Raw genomic sequence first — 20,982 nt, forward strand, 5'->3', positions numbered from 1 at the left:
GCCTTGGTAGGCCATTACCCCACCAACAAGCTGATAGGCCGCGGGCTCATCCTTCACCGCCGGAGCTTTTAACCAGCCCCCATGCAGAGGCCGGTGTTATCCGGTATTAGACCCCGTTTCCAGGGCTTGTCCCAGAGTGAAGGGCAGATTGCCCACGTGTTACTCACCCGTTCGCCACTAATCCACCCCGAAGGGCTTCATCGTTCGACTTGCATGTGTTAAGCACGCCGCCAGCGTTCGTCCTGAGCCAGGATCAAACTCTCCGTGAATGTTTACCCGTAATCGGGTCAGACACTCGCGTTGAGCGGGACAATCAGGCCGGAATAAGGCCGATCATCCACAGCGTCCTCGCTGTAGTGTGCCACCCCACCACCAGGGCGGAATGGACTTTTCAAAGGAACCACGACCATCCGAAGATGGACGGGGTATCAACTAATCTGGCGTTGATTTTTGGCACGCTGTTGAGTTCTCAAGATACGGACGCTTCCATCGTTCCTGTTCCCAGGCCCTCCGGGCGCTTCCTTCGTTTCCGACTCTATCAGATCTTTCCGACCCGATTTCCTCGGTGCTTTCCGGTCCCATTTGCTTTCGCTCCGGGCCCTTCCGGCGTTTCCGACTCTATCAGACCCTTTCGGCGCCTGATCCCCAGTCAGCGGGGTTTGTCTTTCCGGCTGTTGGGCCGTTCCGACGTCTCAAACTCTAGCGGGTTTCTCCGATCGCTCATAATCGAGCGATTCGAAATGAATTTCGGCATGCCGAAATAGATCCCGAATGGGAGTCCGTGCTGAGTAGAGGTGCCGCACGCGCGGCGTAAGTGGTCGTCGAAGAACCGTTCCGGCCCCGTGACAACTCGGAGAACACTACGCATCCAGGAGGGGCGTGTCAACCCCGGGCCGGTGAAGTCAGTCGAGGTCCGTCAGACGGCCGTCAGCATCGGGCTGGGTGAGCTCCACGCGGCGCAGGAGGTGGATGAGTGCCTCTCCCAAGGCTCCGCGCTCCTCGCTGCTCAGGTCCTGGAGCAGCTCCTCCTCGAAGGCGGTGGCCATGCGCATGGCCTCCAGCCACTTCGAGCGGCCTTCATCGGTGAGCTCGACGATCACGCGTACCCGGTTGTTCTCGTCGCGGTCGCGGGTGACCAGGCCTTCGCCCGCCATGCGGTCGATGCGGTGGGTCATGGCGGCCGGTGTGAGGCCCAACCTCTTGGCGAGCTCTCCGGGCCCCAGTCGATAGGGCTCGCCGGAGAGGACCAGGGTCTTGAGGACCTCCCACTCGGCATTGCTGATGCCGAGGTCGGCGAGTTGCCGGCCGTACGCCACGTTCATTCGGCGGTTCAGCCGGCCGAGGGCGGAGACGACCTTCTCGACCTGGGGGTCGAGGTCGCGGAACTCGCGCTGGTAGGCGGCGATCTGCTCGTCGAGGCTCGGCTCCTGCGGGCTTTGCGAGCCGGGCCGCTCGGTGGTGTCGGACATGCGGGGAGTATCCCACGGGTGTCGTTGGCGTTGAAGTCCTTCGGCATGTACTGTTAAGACGTTAACTTTAGAGTTGAAGTCTTCAAGGTTCAGGCATACACCCCTGAACCTGTGACCGAAGTGGGTGAGTGTGACCAAGGCGAGGAGCGCAGCGATGCGCCGCATCCAGGCAGGCAGCGCGCTGAGCGCGTTCGGACTCGGCTTCACGGTGCCGTACCTCTATGTGTACGTGGCCCAAGTGCGGGATCTGGGCGCGGCCACGGCGGGCATCGTGCTGGCCGTCTTCGCCATGGCCGCACTGGTGGTGCTGCCCTTCAGCGGGCGGTCCATCGACCGGCGCGGTCCGGTGCCCGTCCTCCTGACGGCCTCGGTCGTCGCGGCCGTCGGTGCGGTGGGAATGGGGCTGGCGTCCAGCGTGCCGGCGGCCGTGGGGGCCGCAGCACTGCTCGGTGCCGGCACGGCCGTCCTCCAGCCGGCCCTCGCCACGATGATCGTCTGGTGCTCGTCACCCGCCGGCCGCACACGGGCCTTCGCCATGCAGTTCTTCCTGCAGAACCTCGGGCTCGGCATCGGCGGGCTGATCGGCGGCCTGCTGGTCGACACCAGCAGGCCAGGCAGCTTCATCCTGCTGTTCTCGATCGAGGCGGCGATGTTCCTGGTGCTCGCCGCGATCGTGGGCACCGTCCGGATGGCCGGCTCTCCTGCGCTTCAGGGGGCTCGCCCGTCCGGGGGCGGTAAGGGCGGCGGCGTGCGCACGTTGCTCGGGCACAAGGCGATGGTGCAGCTCTGTGTCCTCGGCTTCGTGCTGTTCTTCGCCTGCTACGGACAGTTCGAGTCGGGTCTGGCCGCGTACGGCACCGAGGCCGCCGGCATCCAGCCGTCGACGCTCGGGATCGCCCTGGCCGCCAACACGGCGGTGATCGTGGTCGCCCAGTTCCTGGTGCTGCGGTTCGTCGAGCGCCGCCGTCGGACCCGGGTGATCGCGGCCGTGGGGCTGATCTGGACCGTGGCCTGGTTGATCGCCGGGTACGCGGGCCTCGGGCACGGCAGCCAGGCCATGGCGACGGCCGCGTTCGTGTCCACGTACGCGCTCTTCGGGCTCGGTGAGGCGATGCTGTCGCCGACCGTGGCGCCCCTGGTGGCCGATTTGGCGCCGGAATCGATGGTGGGGCAGTACAACTCGGCCTTCGCCCTGGTGAAGCAGTTGGCGCTGGCGGTCGGCCCGGCCGTGGGCGGGCCGATGGGCGCCGCGCTGCACGGCCCGTACATCGTGACCTTCGTCCTGTTCTCGCTGGGCATCACCGTGCTGGCCGTCCGTCTGGGCCGGCAGCTCAGCCCCGAGCAGGACCAGCCCTCGCTCGTCGCCAAGCCGTCCAAGGTGGTCGCCCGGCACGAGCCCCTCCGCGAGACCGCGTCCGCCTGAGACCGGTTCAGTCCCGCAGGGCGAACTCGCACCACACCGCTTTGCCGCCGCCCGGCGTGCGGCGGCTCCCCCAGGACGAGGCGATCGTCGCGATGATCGAAATCCCGCGACCCGCCTCGTCCTCCGTTTCCGCCCTGCGGCGGCGCGGCAGGTGGTCGTCCCCGTCCGTGACCTCGATGATCAGCCGTCGGTCGGTGCGGCGCAGCCGCAGGCGCATGGGCGGGGTGCCGTGCTGGAGGGAGTTCGCGACCAGCTCGCTGGTGGCGAGGACCCCCAGGTCGCGCAGCTCCACCGGGAAACGCCAGGAGGAGAGGACTCCGGAGGCGAAGGCGCGCGCACGGGGGGCCGCCTCCACGCCTCCGAGCAGTTCCAGGGCGGCGTTGTGGAAGAGCTCGGCGTCCGTGCCCTCGCGGGAGGGGTGCTGGACGACCAGGACGGCGACGTCGTCATCGTGCTCGGCGGTGACGCCCAGGGCGCGCAGGAGCCGGTCGCACACCACCTGCGGGGTGCCGGTGGCGCCCGTGAGGGCGCGGGCCAGGGCGGCGACTCCCTCGTCGATGTCCTCGCGGCGGCGCTCGACCAGACCGTCCGTGTAGAGGACGGCGGTGGAACCGGGCGGCAGGTCGATGGAGCCCGAGGCGTGCAGCCAGCCGCCGGTGCCGAGCGGCGGGCCGGTCGGGTCCTCGGCGCAGCGGACGGTGCCGTCCTCGTCCCGCACCAGGATCGGGAGGTGGCCGGCGGAGGCGTACACCAGCCTGCCCTCGTTGGGGTCGTGGATCGCGTACACGCAGGTGGCGATCTGGCTGGCGTCGATCTCGGCGGCGAGGCCGTCGAGGAGCTGGAGCACCTCGTGCGGCGGCAGGTCGAGGCGTGCGTAGGCCCGGACGGCGGTGCGGAGCTGGCCCATGACGGCGGCGGCGCGCACGCCCCGGCCCATCACGTCGCCGATGACGAGTGCGGTGCGGCCGGCGCCGAGGGTGATCACGTCGTACCAGTCGCCGCCGACGGCGGCGTCGGCGACGCCGGGCTGGTAGGTGGCGGCGATCCGCAGGTCGTCGGGCTGCTCCAGTTCCTGGGGCAGCAGGGAGCGCTGGAGGGTGACGGCGGTCTCCCGGTGCCGGCGCTCGCTGGCCCGGAGCCGCTCCGCGGCCTCCGCGTGGTCGGTGACGTCGGCGGCGTGGACGAGCACTCCGCCGCCGTCGAGGCGGGGGCTGTCGACGGGCAGGCAGGTGACCGTGTACGAGCCGCCGTCCCGGGTCCGGCGGGACTTGACCGTGCGGGGCTTGCCGCTGCGCAGCACCTGGTCCAGGAGGGGCAGCAGACCGAGCTCCTCGGCCTCGGGGCAGCTGTCGGCGACGGTGGCGCCGGCGGGGCGCGGGCCGAAGGCAGCGGCGTACGCGTCGTTCACGTAGGCGATGCGGTGGTCCGGGCCGTACACGAGGGCGACCAGGCCGGGGAGCCGGCCGAGCAGTTCCCGCACGGAGAAGTCCTCCAGGGCGGGAACGTCGCCGGGGTCGTCGACGAGGTGCTCCAGCTGCTGACCGTACTCACCGCGGGCGGCGGGCACGGAGCCTTCGGTCCCCCGCGCCGCGCGGCGCTGCGTGCCGGGGAGCCGGGCGCTCCAACGGGTGAAGTTCACGGATCTCTATGCCTCGTGGTGTCGGTGCCGTGCAGAGTCACGCTGTGCAGGTGTGAGCCCACCTATGGTCACACGTCCAGTGTGGACGAGTGCACTGACAGTGATGTCAGGAACGTGGCTTCTCGCCGTCGTCGGGGGGCGGGGCGGCGGCGAGTTCGAATTCGGCCCGGGGGTGCTCCAGCGAGCCCAGGGAGACGATCTCCCTCTTGAACAGGCCGGACAGGGTCCATTCGGCGAGCACCCGGGCCTTGCGGTTGAAGGTGGGGACCCGGCTGAGGTGGTAGGCGCGGTGCATGAACCAGGCCGGGTATCCCTTGAACTTGCGTCCGTAGACGTGGGCGACGCCCTTGTGGAGGCCGAGCGAGGCGACGGAGCCCGCGTACGCGTACGCGTACTCCTTGGGCGGCCGGCCGGCCAGGGAGGCCGCGACGTTCTCGGCGAGCACCTTGGCCTGGCGGACGGCGTGCTGGGCGTTGGGGGCGCACTCCTTGCCGGGTTCCTCCGCGGTCACGTCGGGGACGGCGGCCGCGTCGCCGGCCGCCCAGGCGTGCTCCACGCCCTCGACGGCGAGCCCGGCGGTACAGCGGAGTCGGCCCCGTTCGTCCCGTGGCAGGTCGGTGGCGGCCAGGAGCGGCGCGGGTCTGACCCCGGCGGTCCAGACGACGGTGCGGGTGGGCAGTCGGGTGCCGTCGCTGAGGACGGCGACCCGGTCCTCGCAGGATTCCAAGCGGGTCTCCAGTCGCACGTCGACGTTCCGGCCGCGGAGCTCGCGGATGGCGTACCGGCCCATTTCCTCGCCCACCTCGGGAAGGATCCGGTCCGACGCCTCGACGAGGACCCAGCGCAGGTCCTCGGGCTTCAGGTTGTGGTAGTACCGCGCGGTGTAGCGGGCCATGTCCTCCAGCTCGGCGAGCGCCTCCACGCCCGCGTACCCGCCGCCGACGAACACGAAGGTGAGGGCGGCGTCGCGGAGTGCGGGGTCGCGGGTGGAGGAGGCGATGTCCATCTGCTCGATGACGTGGTTGCGCAGGCCGATGGCCTCCTCGACGGTCTTGAAGCCGATGCCGTGGTCGCGCAGGCCGGGGACCGGGAGGGTGCGGGAGACGGAGCCGGGTGCGATGACCAGCTCGTCGTAGACGAGGTCGACGGCGCCGGCGCCCTCCTCCTCGGTGGCGAGGGTGCTCAGGGTGGCGGTCCGCTTGGCGTGGTCGATCGAGCGGACCTCGCCGATGACGATCCGGCAGCGGTCGAGGACCCGGCGGAGCGGGACGACGACGTGGCGGGGGGAGATGGAGCCGGCCGCCGCCTCCGGCAGGAACGGCTGGTAGGTCATGTACGGCTCGGGCGTGACCAACACGATCTCGGCGGTGCCGGCTCTGAGCTCGGCCCTGAGCTGCCGCTGGAGGCGCAGCGCGGTGTACATGCCGACGTAGCCACCGCCGACCACGAGAATGCGCGCAGGTTCGGTCACTGTCCCATGACGCACCCCCGTCCGTGGTTTGTCCACAGGCCCGGCACATTGTGTGACCGGAGGGATATGAAAGCGCCGGGCGGGACACCGGGTCGGGGGGAACGGAAGGCCGCAGGTCACATGGGGTGGAACGGGTCCGAAGGGGGGTCGGAATCGGGAGTCTTCCGATCCTTGCTCCGATCGGGGGGCGCACCGTACGGAACTCCCCCTTCTGAATTGACCCCGACTCAACTATGTTCGTACCTCATCGGGGTGTCGGATCGGATGGCGTGCGTGGACCAAGGCACGCGTCCGGTCGAGGGCCCGTGTCAGGGCGGGGAGTCTCCGGGGGGAGACGTCCATGAGCGGGGGAACGCTTATGCAGATGCAGGATTCGCGGTGGCAGTCGGGCGTCGGGACGGCGACCGTCGAGAACGGGAACGTCCCGGGGGCGGCCGAGCCGCGCACGGGTGCGGCGGCGACGGGCGGGAGGTCCGCGCCCCTGCGGGTGGACGCCCAGCGCAATCTGGAGCACGTGCTGCGCGCCGCGCGCGAGGTGTTCGGCGAGCTCGGCTACGGCGCTCCGATGGAGGACGTGGCGCGCCGTGCCCGGGTCGGGGTCGGCACCGTCTACCGGCGCTTCCCGAGCAAGGACGTACTGGTCCGGCGGATAGCCGAGGAGGAGACCGCCAGGCTGACCGAGCAGGCGCGGGCCGCACTGGGCCAGGAGGACGAGCCGTGGTCGGCGCTCTCCCGGTTCCTCCGGACCTCGGTGGCCTCGGGTGCGGGGCGCCTGCTCCCGCCGCAGGTGCTGCGGGTGGGCGTGGACGACTCCGAGATGCCGCTCGGGGCGGAGGGCGCCGACGGGTCGGCACGGGTGCCGTACCAGCGGAGCGTTGCCGAGCAGGTGGACGCGCGGGTGGTCACACCGCGCGGGGTGCCCGCCGAGGAGCGTGAGGACGCGGGCGTCTCGGAGCTGCTGGAGGTCGTCGGCCGCCTGGTCGACCGGGCGCGCGAGGCGGGTGCGCTGCGGGCGGACGTGACCGTGGCGGACGTTCTCCTGGTCATCGCCACCGCGGCTCCGGCGCTGCCGGACGCGGTGCAGCAGGCGGCGGCCTCGGCCCGGCTCCTCGACATCCTCCTTGAGGGCCTGCGCTCCCGGTAGCAGACCGGTCGGCGTACGCGTACGGCGGTGTTCCTCCTGGTCCGGGCGGACCAACCGGCATGACACGAACGTGTGAGCGGTTACGCCCGGACACGTGAAGTCGCCCCGGACGGGTGGTAAGTGGACGCGGCGCTTCGGTGTGCCCGTGCTCTGTGGCAATCTTGGCCGGTGTTCTGGTCCGAGCGTGCTGACGGGGGCTTCCGCGATGAGCGGTGACGGTCGGGAAGGCCCTCCGGGCAACGGCAGGTCGGAGACCGAGGGCGGTGGCCTTCCGGCCCGGCAGGTGCCGAGCCAGGGCGGACCGGTGGGCCACCGCGGGACGCCCGGCCCCGTCGGCACGCCCGGCCCGGGATCGCCCGGCCCCGTCGGGACGCCGGCCGGGGGTGCCGAGGCGAGCGTGCCGCAGCAGCGCGAGGGCGGTGCTCCCGGAGCGGGCTCGGGAGCCGCCGCGGAAACCGCACAGGGCGCTGACGCCGCGGAGGACGGTGGCGCCACGGCAAGTGCCGCCGATGACGGGGCCGACGTCGACGTGCCCGACACGGTGCTCCCGCCGCCGCGCGACCTTCCGCCCCCGGACTCCGAACTCGTCCGGCTCATGCGCACCGGCGACGGCTCCGCGTACGAGGAACTGTTCCGCCGCCACTCCGAGGCCGTGCGCCGGTACGCCAGGACCTGCTGTCGTGACGCGCACACCGCCGACGACCTCACCGCCGAAGTCTTCGCCCGCACCCTGCAGGCGGTCCGCGGCGGGGCCGGTCCCGAGCAGGCGGTCCGGGCCTACCTCATGACGACCGTACGCCGGGTCGCGGCGAACTGGGCGAAGACGCAGAAGCGGGAGCACCTCGTCGAGGACTTCGCGGTGTTCGCCTCGGACGCCGCACGCTCCTCCGAGGTCTCCGACCAGGAGACGATGGACCTCGGTGCGGACGTGCGGGCCATGCACGAGGCCGAGCGGTCCCTCGCCATGCAGGCCTTCCGTTCGCTTCCCGAACGCTGGCAGGCCGTGCTGTGGCACACCACGGTCGAGGAGGAGTCGCCGAGCGAGGTCGCGCCGCTCTTCGGGCTGACCGCCAACGCGACGGCCGTACTGGCCAGTCGGGCCCGTGAGGGCCTCAAGCAGGCCTACCTCCAGGCGCACGTCAGCCAGTCCCTGACCGCGGGCGGCGACTGCGCCCGCTACGCGGACCGACTCGGCGCCTATGCGCGCGGCGGCTTGCGGATGCGGGCCGAGCGCGGCCTGCGCAAACACCTGGACGAGTGCGTCAAGTGTCGGCTCGCGGCGGGTGAGCTGGCCCATGTGAACGCCGGGATCCCCGCGCTCCTCCCGGTCGCCGTCATCGGCTGGTTCGCCGCCGGCTACTCCCTCAAGGCGGCCGGTGTCGCCGTCGGCGGCGCCGCCGCGGCGGCCGGGGCGGGCGCGGCAGCCGCCGCCTCCGGCTCGTCCGGCGGGGCCGCTTCCGGCGGCGCCACTTCGAGCGGGGCCCTCGCCGAGGGGCTCGGAGCGCCCGCGAAGGCCGGGATCGCGGCGACCGTGGCGGTCGCCGCGGCAGCCGGGCTCGTCTGGGCCATGGCCGGGGATCCGCAGCCGGCGGCCTCGCCCCGGCCCACCCAGCCGGTCGTCACCCCGCTCGCGCCTCCCGCGCCCGCTCCGCCGGCGGAGCCGTCCCCGAAGGTCGTGCAGCCGGCCCCACCCGTCGTCTCCGCACCACCGGCGCCCGTTCCCCCGCCGGAGCCGACGCCCACGCCGAAGCCCTCCGCGCCCACGCCGAAACCGACGCCCACGCCATCGCCGATGCCGACCGCTTCGGAGCGGCCCACGACGCCCGCGCCGAAGCCGACGCCCACGCCCACGAAGCCCGCGCCGGAACCGGCGCCCCGCACTCCGTCCGTCTACCAGGTCAATGAACTGCAGTACGGAATCTTCGGCGACGGCACCAAGCCCGAGGTGTCCCTCGCGGACAGCAGTTGGATGTGGCAGCGCAGGAGCCTGTCCATCGGGGGCACCCCGTACGCGCACGGGGTGAGCGTCCATGCGCCGTCCTCGTTGTCGATCGACCTCAACCGGCAGTGCACGAGCTACGACGCGGTCGTCGGCGTCGACGACCTGAGCGCCCCGCTCGGCGTCGGCGGCGTCCGCTTCTCCGTCTACGGGGACGGGGTGCGGCTCTGGCGCTCCGAGGTCCTCCGGGCGGACGACCCGGCGGTGCCGGTGCACGTCGACATCTCCGGCCGGTCCACGCTCCGCCTGGTGGTGGAGGAACACACGCCGTTCGGCCGGGCCGCGGTCGCCGACTGGGCACAGTCCCGGATCAGCTGCTCCTGACGGCCCTTCCACCGGGCTCCTCGTGCGCCTCCTGCCCGGTGAAGGGCTCGACGAGCAAGAGGACCCCGTCGAGGTCGAGCTCCGCTCCGGCCGCGCGGGCCGCCGCCAGACCCGGCACGCCGAGCACGGCGAGCGCCCGGGCCGTGATCTTCTCGCCGTCCTGCAGTTCGAGGGCCGAGCGGGGAACGTCCTTGCGCCAGTGCTCGACGGCGCTCAGGACCCGTACGGCGAGGTCGGCCTCGCCCGCCTCGGCGAGGGTGACGGCGAGTCCTTCCCCGAGGCCGGCGACGAAGAACTCCGCGCAGGGGGCTTCCCGCGCGGAGCGCAGCGCGGCGGCGGCCGTGGCGACGGCGACGGCGCCCTTGCCTTCGTGCGCCTCGACGCGGGCCGTGAGGCCGGTGACCGCGGCTTCGAAGTGCGGTGGCGAGGAGCCGAGCGCGACGGCACGGCCCGCCTCGTCCAGTTGGGCGCGGGCCTCCGCCACGTCGCCCCGGTGGAGGGCGAGGGCGGCGCCGAGGAAGCAGACGTACGTCCGGGTCTCCCGGACGCCGTAGCGCTCGGCCTCCCGTGCGGCTCCGTCGAGTCTGCGCCGGGCGGTCTCCAGGTCGCCGTCGCGGTAGGCCAGTTCGGCCCGGCGGGCGAGGAGGAAGGGGACTTCGGTGTGGGCGCCGACCTCGCGGGCGAGCTGGAGCGCCTCCTCGTAGGCTTCGCCGGCTTCCGCTTGCCGACCCCGCATCATGTGGGTCTCGCCGGCCGCGCTCGCGATCTGGGCGTTCATCCAGCGGTCGCCGACGCGTCGGGCGAGGTCGCGGAGTTCGGTCAGCGCCTCGTCGACTCCGGCCAGGTCTCCGGGCATGTCGACGACCATGTGGGTGCGGAACATGAGGCTGACGCCGAGCTCCCATGCGCCGCCGTGGCGACGGCAGTTGTCGACGGAGGCGTCGAGGAGGGCGCGGATCACGGCCGGTTCCTCGGTGAAGTACGCGGTGAAGGGCCAGAGCAGGCCGGGGAAGCGGGCCGCCTCGGGGCCGGGTGCCGCGGCGAACGCGTCCCGGAGGCGCCGCAGGAGCGCAAGGGTCTCCGGTTGCTGGAAGTCGCTCATCGTGCGGCTGTCGACGGCGAGGAAGAAGTTCAACATGCGCAGGTGCATGCGGGGCCAGTAGCGGGGATCGACGGGGTCGGTGGGGTCTTCGCCGAGGTCGACCGCGCGCTCGACCCACATCAGGCCCTCGGCACGGTAGTTGCGGAGCCACCAGAACCAGCCCATGGCGAAGATCAGGCGGAGGGCGGCGGCCTCCTCGGGCGGGGGTCCCCCCTGCTCGGGCGGGGCCGAGGGCCGGGGGGAGGTGACGAGGGTGCGGTGGAGGGCGGCTCGGATGTTGTCGAGGTCGCGTTCCAGCCGGTCGATCCAGGGGAGCTGCTCGGCCGAGCGCAGCTTGGGCTCGGCGGCCTCGATGAAGGCGGTGAAGTGGGCGGTGTGGGCGGTCTCGGCGGCGGCGAGCAGTTCGGGGGTCTCGGCGGCGCGTTCGATCGCGTACTCGTGGATGGTCTCCAGGAACCGGTAGCGCATCTCGCCGTCCTCGGTGGGGGCGGCGACGACGAGGGACTTGTCGACGAGGGCGCCGAGGGCGTCCGCGGCACGGGGGCACAGCGCCTCTGCTGCGGCCAGGTCCCAGCCTCCGGTGAAGACCGACAGCTGGCGCAGCAGGGTGCGTTCGGTCGGGTCGAGCAGTTCCCAGGACCAGTCGACGACGGCGCGGAGGGTCTGTTGGCGGGGCAGTACGGTCCGGGCCCCCGAGGTGAGGAGCCGGAACCGGTCGTCGAGTCGGTCGGCGATCTGGCGCGGGGTGAGGAGGCGCAGCCGGGCGGCGGCGAGTTCGATGGCGAGCGGCAGGCCGTCGAGGCGGCGGCAGATCTCTTCGACGGCCTCGTCGTCTTCCCGGTCCGGGCCGCCGTCCCGGGTGCTTCCGCGGGCGGGGTCGGGAACGGGGTGCACGGCGCGGGCCCGCTCGGCGAAGAGGCGGTGGGCGTGCTCCGGCGGGAGGGGCTCGACGGGTCGGACCGCTTCGCCGGGAACGCCCAGGGGCTCGCGGCTGGTGGCGAGGACGCGCAGCTGCGGACAGTGGGTGAGGAGGGTTTCGACGAGGGCGGCGGCCGCGTCGATGAGGTGCTCGCAGTTGTCGAGGACCAGGAGGACCGGGCAGCGGGTCAGGTGCTCGACGAGGTGGGCGGTGGGGTCGTCCTGGAGCGGCAGGCCGTCGCGGCTGATCAGATGGGTTTCGCGGAGGCGGAGTGCGGAGAGCACCGCGCCGGGGAGGGCGTCGGGGTCGTCGAGGGGGGCGAGTTCGGCGATCCAGGCGGTGGGGCCGGTGGTGCGGAGCGCGGTCTCCTCGGCGAGCCGGGTCTTGCCGGAGCCGCCCGGCCCGGTGAGCGTGACGAGCCGGGAGCGGCTCAGGTCCGCGTGGAGCGCGGCGAGTTCGGGGTCCCGGCCGACGAAGGAGGTGAGGCGGGGGCGGATGTTCCCGGTGTTCCGGACCGCGCGGACGTTCCCGGCGTTCCGTCCCGCTCCGCCGCGCCCGACCGGGACGGGGGCGGACGCCCCGGCAGCGGGTCCGCCGGCCACCGGGGCGGTGCTCCCGGCGAGGAGTTCGCGGTGGAGGGCGGCGAGCTCGGGGCCCGGGTCGGTGCCGAGGGCGTCCGCGAGGGTCCGGCGGGCCGATGCGTAGGCGGCGAGCGCGTCGGCGTGCCGGCCCTCGGCCCGCAGGGCGCGGATGAGGTGGGCGCGGAAGGTTTCGTCGTACGGGTACGTGGTGGTGAGTTCGGTCAGTTCCGGTACGAGTCCGCCGGTGGCGCCCCGGCGGAGGTCCGCTTCGATGCGGTGCCGGAGCGCCGCGAGCCGTTGGGCTTCGGGCCGGAGGCCCGCCGGGTCGGGCAGGTCCGCGAGGGCGGGGCCCCGGAAGAGGCCGAGGGCGTCCCGGAGGAGGGCGGCAGCGGTGTCGGGGGCGCCGGCGGCGAGGCGTGCGGTGCCTTCGGCGACCCGGCGCCGGAAGACGTACAGGTCGATGTCGTCGGGGTCGGCGACGAGGCGGTAGCCGGGGCCGGGGGTGGAGGCGACGGCGGTCCGGCCGAGGGTCCGGCGGAGCCGGCCGACGAGGGCCTGGAGGGCGGCGGGGGCGTCCTGCGGCGGCGCGTCGCCGTAGACGTCGTCGGTGAGTTCGCCGAGGGAGACGGTCCGTCCGCCGCGCAGCGCCAGCGCGGCGAGCAGCGCGCGCAGCCGTGCGCCGCCGAGGGGGAGGGGGGTGCCGTCGGGACGTAGGGCCTCGGTGGTGCCGAGGATCAGATACCGCACGACCCCATTGTGTCCGCCGACCGCCGCGTGCGCCTCGGGGTTTGTCGGGGGTTCCCCGACCCGGACGCGGGCGGGCGGGTCCGCCCGTGGGGCGGGGGCCGCGGCGCGTGCCTCCGGACGCCCGGGCTGGAAGGGCCCAGGCCCGAAGTTCGAAAGGCTGCAGGCCTGGAAGACCGGAGGCACGGGAGGCCGCAGGCACGGAAGACCGGAGGTCCCGAAGTCTGCGGGCCCGGTCTCAGGCCAGGAGGGACCTCGATGCCGGGATCAGCGGTCCCTGGACCGCGCGGTGGGCCCGGGGCTCGGTGCTGCTGGTCCAGCAGGAGCCGCGGCGGGCGAGGAGGCGGCGGAGCCAGAGTTCGGTCGAGACGAGGTCGGCGAGGCCGTCGAGGGGGACGGGCTCGCCGTCGGCCGCCGCACGCAGGGCCCTGCGGACGACGCGGGCTTCGATCAGGCCCGCGTCCGCGAGCAGCGGGGCGTCGAAGAGGGCCAGCAGTTGGGGGAGCGCGGCGCGCAGGCCGGCGCGCGCGGCGGCGGCCGGAACGGCCCGGTGGGGGGCGCCCCACCCCGACGGGAGGGCGTGCACGCCGGCGCCGGACAGGACGGTGCGCAGGACGCCGGCCCGGGCGTCCGGTTGGACGCGGAGCGATTCGGGGAGCTTGCGGCAGGCCCGTACGACCTGGTTGTCCAGGAAGGGGGCGTGCAGCCGCTGGCCCCGGATCTCGGCGGCCTGCTCCAGGACCCGGTGGTCGGCCGCCGCGCGGGCGAGGGCGGCACGCGCACGGGCTTCGCCGGGGCGCTGCACGGAGGCCGGGAGCGTCGCCGCCCGGTTCAGGCGGACCGCGACCTCGGCCAGTGCCTCCCCGGTCAGCCAGCGGGCCGCCGGCCCCGGTCGCGACCAGGCGAGGGCCGAGAGCGAGGCCGCCAGGGGGCCGGAGCCGGCCGGGGGCGTGCGGTTCGCCTCCAGGACCTGTCGGGCCGCCGTCTCCAGGCCGGTGCGGTAGGGGGTCCGGGCCAGTTTGCGGGCCGCCCGGTAGACGGTCAGCGGCACCAGGAGGGCGCCCGCCGACGGGCCCGTGGCCTTGGCGAGCGCCGTCACGGGACGGACCAGGGAACGGCGCCTGCGGTCCATCAGCAGGTCGGCGAGGCGGGCCGGGTGGGCGTCCAGGACCTGTTTGGCGCCCATGCCGGTGAAGTGGTCGGCGCTCCCCCCGACCAGTCGCCTGCGGTGCCGCTCGGCCGTGACCAGTGCGGGCCCCGGTTCGTCGGTGAGCGGTCCCTCCAGCGCGGCGTACGGCAGGGCCTCTTCGCCCGCCGCGACGACCACGTGGTGCAGGCGCGGGTCCGCCGCGATCTCCCGGGCCCGTTCCAACTCCTTCTCGCGGCCCGCACCGGGCCGGGTCGCCAGGTCGTTGAAGGTGACGGCGAGCAGCCGCTCCCCCGCACCGGTGCCGTGTCCGGTGATCGTGCCCGGCACCCCGGGAAGGCCTGCCGCGAGGAGGGCCAGGGTTCCGGAGGCGCTGCCGCCGGAGAGGTCGGCGCCGATGCCGGGGGCCGGGCCGGCGCCCCGGGCCGCGCGCCGGTCGGCGGGCCCCATGCCGGGGACGGGGCCGGGATCGGGCGGCGGCACCTCGGGCGCGTGTCGGGGTGCGGTGAGCCGGGCACGTACGGCTTCGACCAGGGCGTCCCGCACCCCTTCGACGGCTTGCCCGGGGTCGGACTCGGGCGCCGCGACGGCGAGCGAGGCCACCTGTTCGTAGCCGACGATCTCGCGCGCGCCCTCCCGCAGGACCAGGGCGTGGCCGGGCGGCACCCGACGGACCCCTTCGTAGGGGGTGGAGTCGCGCAGTGCTTCCGGGGTCTCGGGGCAGGCGAGCAGCGCGGCCAGGTGACCGATGTCGAGCTGGGCCTCGACGAGGTCGGCGAGCGGCAGGGCGGCGGTGGCGTACGCGGTGCCGCCGGCCCACGGGGTGTGGAACACCGGTCGGGCGCCGGCGAGGTCTCCGGTGACGGTGACGCGGCGGCCGGCCTTCACGACGACGGTGTGGCTGCCGGGCCAGGCGGTCAGGTGGCGCAGCGCGCCCCCGCGGGCGGTGAGCAGGCCGATGCGCAGTTCTTCGTCGCTCGCGGCGCAACAGCCGAGCACGGCGAGGCGGGTGTGGTCGTCGACGGCCACCACGCGCACTTCGTCCGGTCGCCAGTCGCCGACCGCCCAGAGGGGGTCCGGATCGCCCCACAGGAGTTGTGCGCCGACCGGCTGCACCGTGCGCCCCTCGGCCGCCGGGTCGGGGCCGGGTCCGTACGGGGAACGGGAGCCGTACGGGGAGTCGGCGCCGTGGACGGTCCCGTGGGCCGTCGCCCCGGAGCCGCGGGCGCCGCTCGCCGCCCCCGGGGTCGTGGCGAAGCTCGCGGCGACACTGCTCCAGCCCACCAGCCATCGCATCGGCGCCTCCACATCCGTTTCGGTGGAGACATGCTGCCATGACAACGGCGCACGGGGCGGGGTCTGGGGGCACGGTCACAAAAGGCGAATGCGCCCCTGGCATGCGCCAGTTGGCCGTCGGCAACACATCGATGCCATTCGGCCAAATATCGCCCCTCTTTGGAGGTTTGAAAGGCGTCCGGGTGTCTTCGTCCTCACGGGGGTCCCTCGGCAGCCCGGGAGGCGTTCCCGCCTCCCGGCGCCGTCCGCCGCCCGCGGGGAATGGGGCGGCAGTGTCCCCCAGCCCACTGGTCCGGGACACCGTTCCCGGCCGAGCGGGCCGACCCACGCAGGACCCATGGAAGCGCTCCCCCGGTGGCCCGACGAGAGCGCACGGCCGGGCGCACGGCCACACGGCGGGAGCACGAGCCGCCCCGCGGGGCCCATCCATCGCACTTTCACACAACAATCTCGCCATACGGAACACCGCCCCTTAACGGTAGGGATGCGGCGAACTACGCTGTGCTTACGAATGCCGCACGCCTATGCCCGGCGTCGTGGCGGCCGTCTGGGTTGTCGAGGGGTGGCGTCATGTCCAGGGAGCAACGCGGGCCGAACGAAAAGCTCGGCACGGTTCTCGCCCTCGCGGGAATCAGCAACGCCGGGCTCGCCCGGCGCGTCAACGACCTCGGTGCGCAAAGGGGACTGACGCTTCGTTACGACAAGACCTCGGTCGCCCGGTGGGTGTCCAAGGGCATGGTGCCGCAGGGGGCCGCACCGCACCTGATCGCCGCCGCGATCGGGCAGAAGCTCGGTCGGCCGGTGCCGCTGCACGAGATCGGCCTCGCGGACGCCGACCCGGCACCCGAGGTCGGACTGGCCTTCCCGCGCGACGTGGACGAGGCGGTCCGCTCGGCCACCGACCTCTACCGGCTCGACCTCGCCGGACGCCGCGCCGGCGGGGGGATCTGGCAGTCGCTGGCCGGTTCGTTCGCGGTCAGCGCGTATGCGACCCCCACGTCCCGCTGGCTGATCACCCCGGCCGACCCGTCGGTGGAGCGCGAGGTCCCGCGCCCCGCCACGGCCGTCGGGACCGCGCCGGCGGTCCCCGAGCACGTGCGCGTGGGCCACAGCGACGTCGCCAAGCTCCGCGAGGCCGCCGAGGACGCCCGCCGTTGGGACTCCAAGTACGGCGGCGGGGATTGGCGCTCCTCGATGGTCCCCGAATGCTTACGCGTGGACGCGGCACCGCTGCTGCTCGGCTCGTACTCGGACGAGGTCGGCCGGGCCCTGTTCGGCGCGACGGCCGAACTCACCCGGCTCGCCGGCTGGATGGCCTTCGACACCGGGCAGCAGGAAGCCGCCCAGCGCTACTACATCCAGGCCCTGCGGCTCGCCCGCGGCGCCGCCGACGTGCCGCTCGGCGGCTACGTCCTCGCCTCCATGTCCCTCCAGGCCACCTACCGGGGCTTCGCCGACGAGGGCGTCGACCTCGCGCAGGGCGCCCTGGAGCGCAACCGGGGGCTCGCCACCGCCCGCACCATGTCCTTCTTCCGCCTCGTCGAGGCCCGTGCGCACGCCAAGGCGGGGGACGGGGTCGCCGCCGCCGCCGCGCTCAAGTCCGCCGAGGGCTGGCTGGAGCGGTCCCGGGACGGGGACGCCGACCCGACCTGGCTCGGCTTCTACTCCTACGACCGCTTCTGTGCCGATGCCGCCGAGTGCTACCGGGACCTGCGGATGCCGCACGAGGTGCGGCGCTTCACCGAGGAGGCCCTGTCCCGGCCGACGGAGGAGTTCGTCCGCTCGCACGGCCTGCGCCTGGTGGTCTCCGCCGTCGCCGAACTGGAGTCGGGCAACCTGGACGCGGCCTGCGCCGCCGGTACCCGTGCGGTGGAGGTGGCGGGACGGATCTCCTCGGCGCGGACGACCGAGTACGTGCGGGACCTGCTGCACCGGCTCGAACCGTACGGCCACGAGCCACGCGTCATGGAGCTGCGCGAGCGGGCCAGGCCGCTGCTCGTCGCACCGGCGTGATGCGCGTCCCACGGCATGGGCGTTTAAGGGCGTTGTCAGTGGGCCAGTGCACTATCGGGGTGAGAGGTGGCGCTGGTGTTTGACTGTGACGTGCTGGTGATCGGCGGTGGGATCGTCGGTCTGTCGACGGCGCACGCCCTGACGCGCGCCGCCCCCGGCACCCGGGTCACCGTCCTGGAGAAGGAGCAGGACCTCGCCCGCCACCAGACCGGGCGCAACAGCGGGGTGATCCACAGCGGGCTCTACTACCGGCCGGGTTCGCTCAAGGCGCGGTTCGCCGTCGAGGGCGCCGCCGAGATGGTGAAGTTCTGCGCGGAGTGGGGCATACCGTACGAGGTGACGGGCAAGCTCGTCGTCGCCACCGAGCGCGAGGAACTCCCCCGGCTGCACGCACTGGTGCAGCGCGGCCGGGAGAACGGCATCCCGGTGCGCGAGCTCGGCCCGTCCCAGATCAGTGCCTACGAGCCCCGGGTGCGGGGCCTCGCCGCGATCCACGTCGGCACGACCGGGATCTGCGACTACGGAGCGGTGGCGGCTCGGCTCGCCGAGATCTCCGGGGCCCGGATCCTGCGGGGCGCGGAGGTGACCGCCGTCGACCGCCGGCCGTGGGGCGTCGCCGTGCGGACGGCGGACGGGCGGGTGGTGCGGGGCAAGGTCCTGGTCAACTGCGCGGGGCTCCACTGCGACCGGGTCGCCCGGCTCGCGGGCGACGACCCGGGCATGCGGATCGTGCCCTTCCGGGGGGAGTACTACGAGCTCACCGACCCCTCCCTGGTGCGGGGCCTGGTCTATCCGGTGCCGGACCCCGCCTTCCCCTTCCTCGGGGTGCACCTGACGCGGGGCATCGACGGCGGCGTCCACGTCGGACCGAACGCGGTCCCGGCACTGGCCCGGGAGGGGTACGGCTGGTCCGTCGTCCGCCCGCGCGAGCTGGGCGCCACCCTGGCCTGGCCGGGCTCCTGGGCGATCGCCCGGGCCCACTGGCGGTACGGCGCCGGCGAGATGCACCGGTCCCTGTCGAAGCGGGCCTTCACCGAGGCGGTGCGGCGGATGCTGCCGATCGTCGAGGAGTCCGATCTGCGGCGGGCGGTGCCGGGGGTGCGGGCGCAGGCGGTCCTGAAGGACGGGACGCTCGTCGACGACTTCCTGATCCGCGAGGCGGCGCGCACGGTCCACGTGCTGAACGCCCCCTCGCCCGCGGCGACGGCGTCCCTCCCGATCGGGCGCGAGGTGGCCCGCCGGGCCCTGGCCCACCTGTAGGCCGTCCCGCTGTAGGCCGTCCCGCCCGGGCGCGGCCGACCGGAGGCCGGTCCCCGGCCACCGCCGTAGAATCGGTCGCATTGTGCCTGAGCAGACCGAGAACAGCCCGCGTCCCGCCGCCGACCCCGCCCAGCCCGTCGCACGGCGCGGCAGTCGCATGTTCGCCCCCGGCGAGGGGCCCGTGCCCGACCCCGCCGGGGCCCATCACGAGCGGCGGATCCGGAGCTTCCAGCCGCGCCGCAGCCGCGTCACCTACGGGCAGGCCGAGGCCATGCTGAAGCGGTGGCCCGACTGGGGGCTCGACATCGACGGCAAGCGGGTCCTGGACCTCGGCGAGATGTTCGACGGGCTCCCGGTCGTGCTGGAGATCGGCTTCGGCATGGGCGAGGCGACCGCGCAGATGGCCGCCGCCGACCCCGACACCGGCATCCTCGCCGTGGACGTGCACACCCCCGGCCAGGGCAATCTGCTGGGCCTCGCCGACCGGAACGGCCTGAACAACGTCCGCGTCGCCAACGGCGACGCCGTCATCCTGCTCCGGGAGATGCTCGACGACGCGTCCCTCGACGGCTGCCGCGTCTACTTCCCGGACCCGTGGCCCAAGGCGCGCCACCACAAGCGGCGGCTCATCCAGCCCGAGTTCCTCAGCCTGCTCGCGCCCCGGATGAAGCCCGGTGCCGTGCTCCACTGCGCCACGGACTGGGAGGAGTACGCCGAGCAGATGCTGGAGGTGCTCTCCGCCCACCCCGACTACGAGAACACCCAGGCCGACGGCGGCTACGCGCCCCGCCCCGACTTCCGTCCCCTCACCCGCTTCGAGGGGCAGGGGCTGGACAAGGGACACGTGGTGCACGACCTCCTCTTCCGCAGGAAGTGACCGGGAACGGGTAACTTCGTCGACCGCCGTCGGTGCCGGTCGTTAAGGTCGCTCACGTGTCGAACCCCGTGTCCCCCGACCAGTCGGAAGCCGTTCCCGTGCCGCACCGGGACGGCGAGGAACCGTCCTTCCCCGGCGTCGCCGACCGCTCCCAGTGGCGCTACCGGCCCCGCCGGGCCTTCTGGCGCAGCCGGCTGCTCCGGGCCGTGGTCATCGTCGCCGTGCTGCTGCTCTGCGCCCTGGTCATCCTGGCCATGGTCCGCGAGCAGACGGGCACGGAGGGCTTCCTCGTCGGCCTGGGCCTCGCCGTGCTGCCCGTACCGCTGCTGACGGCGGCGTTCCGCTGGCTCGACCGGGTCGATCCCGGCCCCTGGAAGAACCTGCTGTTCGCCTTCGCCTGGGGCGCCTTCGCCGCGGCGCTCGTCGCGATCCTGGCGAACTCCTTCGCGATCCGCTGGATCGCCACGGCCACCGCGGACCCGCTCTCCGCGGACACCCTGGGCGCCACCGCCGTCGCTCCGGTGGTGGAGGAGAGCGCGAAGGCCGCGGCGATCCTGCTGCTGTTCCTCTTCCGCCGGAAGGACTTCGGCGGCCTGGTCAACGGGGTGGTGTTCGCCGGCTTCACCGCAACCGGCTTCGCCTTCACGGAGAACATCCTCTACCTGGGCAACGCCTTCGGCGAGGACCAGGAGTTCGGCTCCTCCGGGCTCGGCTCGGTCACCGTGGCGACCTTCTTCGCCCGGATCGTGATGTCGCCGTTCGCGCATCCGCTCTTCACCGCGCTCACCGGCATCGGCTTCGGGCTGGCGGCCCTCGCTCCGCGGGGAAGGCGGCTCCGCAAGGTGCTGCTGCCGCTGGCCGGACTGCTGCTCGCCATGGGCCTGCACGCCGCGTGGAACGGCTCGGTCGCCTTCGGCGGTGCACTCGCCTTCCTGACCGTGTACGGGGCGCTCATGGTCCCGGCCTTCGGCCTGCTGACCTGGCTGGCGGTGTGGAGCCGGCAGCGGGAGCTGCGCACGATCTCCGGGGAGCTCCCGGCGTACGCGGCGGCCGGCTGGCTCGCCCCCGCGGAACCGCTGGCGCTCTCCTCGATGCAGGCCCGCCAGGTGGCCCGCTCGTTCGCCGCCCGGACGTACGGTCAGCCGGCCGCGCGGGCGGTCGGCGAGTACGAGTCCTTCGCGACGACCCTGGCGTTCCTCCGGAACCGGGCCCGGCGCGGCACCGCGGGGCCCGATTTCGCGGCCCGGGAGCAGGAACTGCTGCACCACCTGTGGCAGCGCCGCGCGGTCGCCTCGCCCGCCCTCACCTACGCGGCCCGGGCGACGGGTCGGGCCTGGGCGCCTCCCCAGTACTTGGACTACGACGGCTACAACCCGTACCGCAGCTGAGGCGGCTGCGGTACGGGGCCGTGCGCGCACGGCGGACCGGGCAGGGCCGCGGGGCCGGGGGGCGCGGGGGGGGCCCCGGGGCGCCGGCCGGGGGCCCCCCCGGGGGGGGGGCCGGCGCGGGCGGGGGGGGGCGGGGGGGGGGGGGCCGCGCGCGCGGGCCGCGGCGGGGGCGGGGGTCGGGGGCGG

At 73.6% G+C, this 20,982-nt stretch carries 12 protein-coding genes and 1 rRNA gene; 7 read left to right on the forward strand and 6 right to left on the reverse strand.

Translation table 11 applies throughout. From position 1 onward, the window contains the following. Both ACFW22_RS22040 and ACFW22_RS22045 read right to left on the reverse strand, forming a co-directional pair. Nucleotides 1-269, reverse strand: a 16S ribosomal RNA gene (locus ACFW22_RS22040); the annotation flags it as partial. A gap of 633 nt (nucleotides 270-902) precedes the next feature. Then, nucleotides 903-1,469 carry a MarR family winged helix-turn-helix transcriptional regulator gene (locus ACFW22_RS22045; RefSeq protein WP_384883516.1) on the reverse strand — a complete coding sequence of 189 codons (567 nt, stop codon included), beginning with the start codon at nucleotides 1,467-1,469 and terminating at the stop codon, nucleotides 903-905. Nucleotides 1,470-1,623: 154 nt separating this feature from the next. Between ACFW22_RS22045 and ACFW22_RS22050 the strand changes: the two genes are divergently transcribed. Beyond that, nucleotides 1,624-2,892 (forward strand): MFS transporter, encoded by a 1,269-nt coding sequence (locus ACFW22_RS22050; RefSeq protein WP_386407270.1) that lies wholly within the window; start codon nucleotides 1,624-1,626, stop codon nucleotides 2,890-2,892. A gap of 7 nt (nucleotides 2,893-2,899) precedes the next feature. Here the strand turns inward: ACFW22_RS22050 and ACFW22_RS22055 are convergent, their stop codons facing one another. Next, nucleotides 2,900-4,531 carry a SpoIIE family protein phosphatase gene (locus ACFW22_RS22055; RefSeq protein WP_386407273.1) on the reverse strand — a complete coding sequence of 544 codons (1,632 nt, stop codon included), beginning with the start codon at nucleotides 4,529-4,531 and terminating at the stop codon, nucleotides 2,900-2,902. 106 nt (nucleotides 4,532-4,637) lie between these two features. Beyond that, nucleotides 4,638-6,002 carry an NAD(P)/FAD-dependent oxidoreductase gene (locus ACFW22_RS22060; protein ID WP_386407276.1) on the reverse strand — a complete coding sequence of 455 codons (1,365 nt, stop codon included), beginning with the start codon at nucleotides 6,000-6,002 and terminating at the stop codon, nucleotides 4,638-4,640. Between the two features lie 358 nt (nucleotides 6,003-6,360). Here ACFW22_RS22060 and ACFW22_RS22065 point away from each other — a divergent pair, with 358 nt between their 5' ends. Then, entirely contained in the window at nucleotides 6,361-7,146 is a 786-nt protein-coding gene (locus ACFW22_RS22065) for a TetR/AcrR family transcriptional regulator (protein WP_386407428.1), read from the forward strand. Nucleotides 7,147-7,351: 205 nt separating this feature from the next. Further along, nucleotides 7,352-9,469: a sigma-70 family RNA polymerase sigma factor gene (locus tag ACFW22_RS22070; protein ID WP_386407279.1), complete on the forward strand. Its 2,118-nt coding sequence runs from the start codon at nucleotides 7,352-7,354 to the stop codon at nucleotides 9,467-9,469. On the opposite strand, the gene ACFW22_RS22075 is transcribed toward ACFW22_RS22070, so the two are convergent. After that, a complete protein-coding gene (locus ACFW22_RS22075) occupies nucleotides 9,456-12,818 on the reverse strand; it encodes an ATP-binding protein (protein WP_386407282.1) in 3,363 nt (1,120 codons plus the stop codon). The two genes, ACFW22_RS22070 and ACFW22_RS22075, sit on opposite strands and share 14 nt — an antisense overlap. A 235-nt stretch (nucleotides 12,819-13,053) precedes the next feature. After that, on the reverse strand, nucleotides 13,054-15,258 hold the full coding sequence (locus tag ACFW22_RS22080) for an asparagine synthase-related protein (RefSeq protein WP_386407285.1): 2,205 nt from the start codon (nucleotides 15,256-15,258) through the stop codon (nucleotides 13,054-13,056). 570 nt (nucleotides 15,259-15,828) lie between these two features. On the opposite strand from ACFW22_RS22080, the gene ACFW22_RS22085 reads away from it, so the two are divergent. The 4 genes from ACFW22_RS22085 (at nucleotide 15,829) to ACFW22_RS22100 (ending at nucleotide 20,796) form a co-directional block, all read left to right on the forward strand. After that, nucleotides 15,829-17,271: an MFS transporter gene (locus tag ACFW22_RS22085; RefSeq protein WP_386407288.1), complete on the forward strand. Its 1,443-nt coding sequence runs from the start codon at nucleotides 15,829-15,831 to the stop codon at nucleotides 17,269-17,271. A 75-nt stretch (nucleotides 17,272-17,346) separates the two neighbouring features. Then, nucleotides 17,347-18,531, forward strand: a complete 1,185-nt coding sequence (lhgO, locus tag ACFW22_RS22090) for an L-2-hydroxyglutarate oxidase (RefSeq protein WP_386407291.1) — start codon at nucleotides 17,347-17,349, stop codon at nucleotides 18,529-18,531. Between the two features lie 157 nt (nucleotides 18,532-18,688). After that, nucleotides 18,689-19,408: a tRNA (guanosine(46)-N7)-methyltransferase TrmB gene (gene trmB, locus ACFW22_RS22095; protein ID WP_386407431.1), complete on the forward strand. Its 720-nt coding sequence runs from the start codon at nucleotides 18,689-18,691 to the stop codon at nucleotides 19,406-19,408. Nucleotides 19,409-19,464: 56 nt separating this feature from the next. Further along, on the forward strand, nucleotides 19,465-20,796 hold the full coding sequence (locus ACFW22_RS22100; protein WP_386407294.1) for a PrsW family intramembrane metalloprotease: 1,332 nt from the start codon (nucleotides 19,465-19,467) through the stop codon (nucleotides 20,794-20,796). Nucleotides 20,797-20,982 lie beyond the last annotated feature (186 nt).

The organism is Streptomyces sp. NPDC058872, assembly GCF_042743065.1.
Taxonomy (GTDB): domain Bacteria; phylum Actinomycetota; class Actinomycetes; order Streptomycetales; family Streptomycetaceae; genus Streptomyces.

What these genes read in the sequence shown, in the direction of transcription:
- ACFW22_RS22080 (WP_386407285.1), bottom strand. Translation starts at nt 15,258, where the DNA reads ATGCGATGGCTGGTGGGCTGGAGCAGTGTCGCCGCGAGCTTCGCCACG.
- ACFW22_RS22050 (WP_386407270.1), top strand. Translation starts at nt 1,624, where the DNA reads ATGCGCCGCATCCAGGCAGGCAGCGCGCTGAGCGCGTTCGGACTCGGC.
- ACFW22_RS22065 (WP_386407428.1), top strand. Translation starts at nt 6,361, where the DNA reads ATGCAGATGCAGGATTCGCGGTGGCAGTCGGGCGTCGGGACGGCGACC.
- ACFW22_RS22085 (WP_386407288.1), top strand. Translation starts at nt 15,829, where the DNA reads ATGTCCAGGGAGCAACGCGGGCCGAACGAAAAGCTCGGCACGGTTCTC.
- ACFW22_RS22070 (WP_386407279.1), top strand. Translation starts at nt 7,352, where the DNA reads ATGAGCGGTGACGGTCGGGAAGGCCCTCCGGGCAACGGCAGGTCGGAG.
- trmB (WP_386407431.1), top strand. Translation starts at nt 18,689, where the DNA reads ATGTTCGCCCCCGGCGAGGGGCCCGTGCCCGACCCCGCCGGGGCCCAT.
- ACFW22_RS22045 (WP_384883516.1), bottom strand. Translation starts at nt 1,469, where the DNA reads ATGTCCGACACCACCGAGCGGCCCGGCTCGCAAAGCCCGCAGGAGCCG.